The organism is Moorena sp. SIO4E2 (assembly GCF_010671945.1).
Taxonomy (GTDB): Bacteria; Cyanobacteriota; Cyanobacteriia; order Cyanobacteriales; family Coleofasciculaceae; genus Moorena; species Moorena producens.
On sequence record NZ_JAAHIE010001386.1, the window covers coordinates 1 to 1106 of the forward strand.

2 protein-coding genes are annotated in these 1106 nt (G+C 39.8%); both read left to right on the forward strand.

All coding sequences use genetic code 11. The annotated features are described in order from the left end of the window. The first annotated feature begins 284 nt into the window (after positions 1-284). Positions 285-641, forward strand: coding sequence for a type II toxin-antitoxin system RelE/ParE family toxin (locus F6K37_RS43875; RefSeq protein WP_287257408.1), 357 nt, complete (start codon positions 285-287; stop codon positions 639-641). Next, positions 634-939, forward strand: a complete 306-nt coding sequence (locus tag F6K37_RS43880) for a helix-turn-helix domain-containing protein (protein ID WP_287257409.1) — start codon at positions 634-636, stop codon at positions 937-939. The genes F6K37_RS43875 and F6K37_RS43880 overlap by 8 nt, the downstream gene beginning before the upstream one ends. The last annotated feature ends 167 nt before the right edge of the window (positions 940-1106 follow it).

The window sequence follows — 1106 nt, forward strand, 5'->3', positions numbered from 1 at the left end:
ATAAATGTTGGGAATTAGTTTATGCTTTGATGCGTTTAAGTCGTCATAAGCTCGATAATTATTTACGAGGTATGAGAGCTATGAAGCTTATACAGTCTACTTTTTAGCTCTCATGTCGCCCCCCCAGGATCAAATTATTGCTCTCGAATGCAAGAAAAATTCACGTTTTATGATTACGACAGGGGGATGCTTGTAGTCAGAAGTGCGTTGGCGTAGCTTGGCCTTTATTGTTTTTATGTTAAGCTCTCTATATACCAAATTAGGTATAGCAAGTAGAAAAGCTAGTGTCAGATAAACCAATTTACTGGATAGGGTCTTCTCGCCAAGATATTAGGAAATTTTCCGATGAAGCCCGCCGTAAAGCAGGTTTTCAACTCCGAGCCCTCCAAAGGGGTCAAATGCCTACGGATTTCAAGCCCATGCCGACTATTGGTCAAGGAGTGGAGGAAATCAGGATTCGTACAGAAGGAGCGTATCGCATTTTCTACGTTGCTGGATTTGAAGAAGCTGTTTACGTGCTTCATGGGTTTGAGAAAAAAACACAAAAAACGTCTCAAAAAGATTTAAAAATTGGGGAGCAACGTTATCAACAGGTGATTGAGTTAAGGCGTAGCCAAAAAGAGCAGGAAATCAATGACTGAACAAAATCAAACCCAGCTAACCATAGGGAAAGAAAATCTATTTGAAGATTTAGGTTTTGAACCCGAAGAAGCGGCTAATTTGAAGATTAGAGCCGATTTAATGTTAGATTTATGCCAATATATTCGCGATCGAGGCTGGACCCAAGAGCAAGCTGCTGAATTTTGGGGAGAAACTCAACCTCGCATTAGCAATTTGATGAATGGAGAAATTAGTAGATTCAGTGTGGATAAGTTGATTAATATGTTAGCCAAAGCAGGAAGGCAAGTTAAAGTAGAAGTTATTTCCCAGGTGACCTAATTTCTGTCCTTAACAAAGTCGCCAAGCGCTAGAGGTTTAATTCCCGGAGCGTCCATTACCGCTTTGATTTAATAAATATTCCCAAATCCGTCGTATTTCCTGTTGATTTTGGCGAATCTCTTCTTGACTTTGACGAATCTCCTCTTGATTTTGAATAATCTCTTCTT

What these genes read in the sequence shown, in the direction of transcription:
- F6K37_RS43880 (WP_287257409.1), top strand. Translation starts at nt 634, where the DNA reads ATGACTGAACAAAATCAAACCCAGCTAACCATAGGGAAAGAAAATCTA.